3 protein-coding genes are annotated in these 3793 nt (G+C 29.7%); all 3 read right to left on the reverse strand.

The window, feature by feature from the left end; genetic code table 11:
- Positions 1–109: 109 nt before the first annotated feature.
- The 3 genes from VLM92_RS11330 to VLM92_RS11340 all read right to left on the reverse strand — a co-directional run bounded on the left by VLM92_RS11330 (position 110) and on the right by VLM92_RS11340 (position 3571).
- The gene (locus tag VLM92_RS11330; protein WP_325276445.1) at positions 110–1033 is read right to left on the reverse strand and encodes a sugar ABC transporter permease; all 924 of its coding nucleotides are present in this window, start codon (positions 1031–1033) and stop codon (positions 110–112) included.
- A 140-nt stretch (positions 1034–1173) separates the two neighbouring features.
- A complete protein-coding gene (locus VLM92_RS11335; RefSeq protein ID WP_325276446.1) occupies positions 1174–2484 on the reverse strand; it encodes an ABC transporter substrate-binding protein in 1311 nt (436 codons plus the stop codon).
- Positions 2485–2734: 250 nt separating this feature from the next.
- On the reverse strand, positions 2735–3571 hold the full coding sequence (locus tag VLM92_RS11340; RefSeq protein WP_325276447.1) for a DegV family protein: 837 nt from the start codon (positions 3569–3571) through the stop codon (positions 2735–2737).
- Positions 3572–3793: the final 222 nt, after the last annotated feature.

Consider the following 3793-nt stretch of genomic DNA (forward strand, 5'->3'; position numbering starts at 1 on the left):
CCTTTAGTTTTGAAAGAGTTTACAATTATTATATAAAATGGTGACAAACAAATTAAAGCTAATACTATCCCTAATATGTCTAATGTCCATTTGCTTAATTTTTTTTTCATTATGCCTCCACCTCATCTTTCTTAGTTATATAAACTTGAACAAGTGTTATTACTGTAACTAATATAAAGAATATTACTGCCTTTGCCTGTGCTAAGTTCATTTTGTTATATGAAAATGCAGTTTGATAAATATTAAGCGCAAGCATTTGAGTTGCATTTCCTGGACCTCCATTAGTAAGAGCTAAGTTTTGGTCAAATAATTTAAATGAGTTTGAAAGTGTTAAGAATAAACTTATTGTAAATGCTGGTTTTATCATTGGGAAAGTTATAAGTCTTATTCTTTGTAAAGCTGATGCTCCATCTATTTTTGCCGCTTCATTTAACTCTGGTGGAACATTTTGAAGACCCGCTATATATATAACCATTACATAGCCTGCCATTTGCCAAGCCATTATAATTACCATTCCCCAAAAGCCTGTAGTTGCATTTGATAGCCATCCCATCATCCACTCTTGGCCTAGTGTCTGACCTACAACATTAAATACATTTACAAATATAAATTGCCATATAAATCCTAAAATTAAACCTCCTATTAAGTTAGGCATAAAAAATATAGTTCTAAGTAAATTGCTTATTTTCGATTCTCTCGTAACTAAAAGTGCTAATACAAATGCTATAATATTTATACTAATAACTGATACGAAAGTAAATTTAATTGTAAAGAAAAGCGAATTTCTAAATCCTTCATCAGAAAATGTTTTTATATAGTTTTCAAATCCTATAAACTTTATATCCGAACCAATTCCATTCCAGTCCGTAAATGAATAATATATACCAAGTATTAATGGAATTAATATTACTAATGAAAATGCAAATAAACTAGGTCCTACAAATGCCCAAAATGTTAATCCATGTTTACTTTTGCTAGTTTTATTTTTGGCAATTGATTTCTTTTTTTCGAATTGTACTTCTTTACTTGCCATAAAATTCTCTCCTTTAATTTTTTTTAAAACTGAAATGTATTTTGAATTTTAAATCAAAAATATAATTATACACTCCTGTACTTCAATTATAGGAAAGTACATTTGTACTTTCCTGTTCATATCATGTCATTTATTCAATGCTATTTTCTATCTTCTGACCATGTAGATTTTGCATTCTTAACTACATTTTCCCAAGTCATGCTTCCATCTAGATATTTTTGTATATTAGCACCAACTACGTTTTCTCCCCATCCACTTGGATATCCCATAAATACCCATGGCATCGTTTTTCCTTCATTAGCATAATTTAATATATCTGCTGATAACGGATCTTTTGGTTGTAATTCATCACTTTCATATCCTTTAAATGCTGGTATGAAATTGAAATCTTCTATTATCATTTTCTTACCTTCATCAGAAGTATATAACCAATTTAAGAAATCTTTAGCTGCATCTTTTTCTGCATCAGACTTGTCTTTATTTATAGACCAGTACATTGGAACTCCTACTGGTATACAATCTTCTTTAACACCCTTAATTGGCATTGGTAATATACCTGAATTATCTGCTATATCGGCATTAACACCTTTTATTCCACCATATGCCCAGTTACCATTTTGAATCATAGCTACTTTACCAGTTGAATATTTTTGTTCAACTTGCATAGCATAGTCAACACTATTCATAGATGCAGTTTTACCATCTGGCATATATGCATATGAAGTTTGTAAATCTAATAATTCTTTTAATTCTTTTTCATATTTAAATTCTAATTCCTTAGCTTCATAAGCTTGCTTTCCACTCTCAAATTCATTCGCTAATGCAGTATTTGATAAATGAAGTCCTGTAAGCCACTTTTCTTTTGCTGGAAGTGCCAATACAGCTTCTAGCCCTAGCTCGTCTTTCTTTGAATCTAATGTTTTAACTGCTTTTTCTAAAGCTTCAAAACTTGTTATAGATGCTGGATCTATTCCAGCTTTTTCAAATATCTCTTTATTATATATAAATCCATATCCTTCTTGGTTAAATGGCATACCAAATGTTCCATCATCAGTTGTTACTGAACCTAACGTTCCATCAAAAGCTTCCTTAACCCAAGGTTGATCTGATAAGTTTTCTAATTTAGACGACCAATCTTTAACATCTTGTGGCCCACCTACATTGAATATAGTAGGTTCTTGACCTGATTGGAATTTTGATCTTAAGGCAGCACCATAATCATTACCACCACCTACAGTTTCTATATTTATGTCTATGTTAGGATTTTTTTCCTCATAAACTTCTGCAGCCTTTTCAAGTGCATCTTTTGCTTCTACCTTAAATTGGAATATATCTACCTTTACTTGGTCTCCTTCTTTTGCAGTGTCTCCTCCACTTGAACTACATCCAATAACACTACTTGCTACTAACATTGTTACTGTTACTAAGCTTAAAATTCTTTTTAATCCCATATCATATTCCTCCCATTTTTCATTTTGAGCAATCGCTTGCATCGCCTTTATAGTTGAATTATAACATAGCATTTTTAACTGTGCAACCGTTTTCTAGATTTCCTTATTTATATTTTATTTCTATAAATTTTATATTCCGTATTATAATTTAACTTTATTTCTAACTATAAAAATAAAGTTCCTACAAATGTAATAAACATACTACTTATTCGTAAGAACTTTGTTAAATAATCTATATCAAATAATCATTTTATAAAACACTTATTAAAATTGCACCTTTTGAAGTATACGTCCCCATAACAGAACCTACTTCACTTATTGTAATATCTTCAAATTTATGTTTTTCAAGCATCATTTCCTTAACCTTTAATGCTTTTTGTAAACAATTAGAGTGACCTATAGCTAACACCTTTTTTTCATCTTTAGTTATTCTTGAGCAGACATTTTCAACTACCTTTTTAAGACAATTATTATCTCCTCTAGCTTTATCAACTGGTTTAACTAATCCATCTATAACTTGAATTATAATCTTAAAATTCAAAGCATTTATTAACTTTCCAGCTAAAGGATTTATTCTCCCACCCTTTATAGCATTTTCTAAAGTTTCGAGCGAACCAAAGAATACTATATTATTTTTTATTTTTTCTATTATCTCTACTATTTCACTTAAAGACTTTCCTTCCTGAGCTAACTGCGCTGCTTTTGCAACTAAAATACCTTGACCTACCGATCCAGTCTGAGTATCTATAACTTCTATTCTTTTATTTGGATTTTCTTCTAAAACCATATTTTTTGCAAGTACTGCAGTTGAGTATGTAGCTGATAACTTTGATGACAGTGTAAGTACTATTATATCTTCTATTCCTTCATAGCTTTTAGCAAATTTTTCTGGCGAAGGGCAAGATGTCTTTGGAAGATCTTTGTATTCTGCCATTCTCTTATAAAAAATATCATTATTCATTTCACCATCTATATATGTTTCTTCCCCAAATGATACATTAAGACCTACAATCTCAATATTATATTTTTGTACTATATCTTTATTTAAATCACATGAACTATCTGTTATTATCTTTATTCTGCTCATATCTTTCCCTCACTTTATTTATCAGTCAGTCAGTCAGTCAGACGACCGATTTGTATTTTTATTGTATCTTTACTTGTTTTAAAAGTCAATAATAAAAGCTATATCTCACTTTATTGACAATAAATTTTTATAAGCTTATAATTGATTTATTAAAATGACAGTTATATGTAGAAAGGTTGATTTTATGAAACCAAATAATATGAAAGAAAACATTTTATTAAC

The sequence above is a fragment of the Romboutsia sp. genome, from assembly GCF_035470145.1.
Lineage (GTDB): Bacteria > Bacillota > Clostridia > Peptostreptococcales > Peptostreptococcaceae > Romboutsia_D.

Bases quoted from the DNA above. Each gene is read 5' to 3' on its own strand.
- VLM92_RS11330 (WP_325276445.1), bottom strand. From the start codon at position 1,033: ATGGCAAGTAAAGAAGTACAATTCGAAAAAAAGAAATCAATTGCCAAA.
- VLM92_RS11335 (WP_325276446.1), bottom strand. From the start codon at position 2,484: ATGGGATTAAAAAGAATTTTAAGCTTAGTAACAGTAACAATGTTAGTA.
- VLM92_RS11340 (WP_325276447.1), bottom strand. From the start codon at position 3,571: ATGAGCAGAATAAAGATAATAACAGATAGTTCATGTGATTTAAATAAA.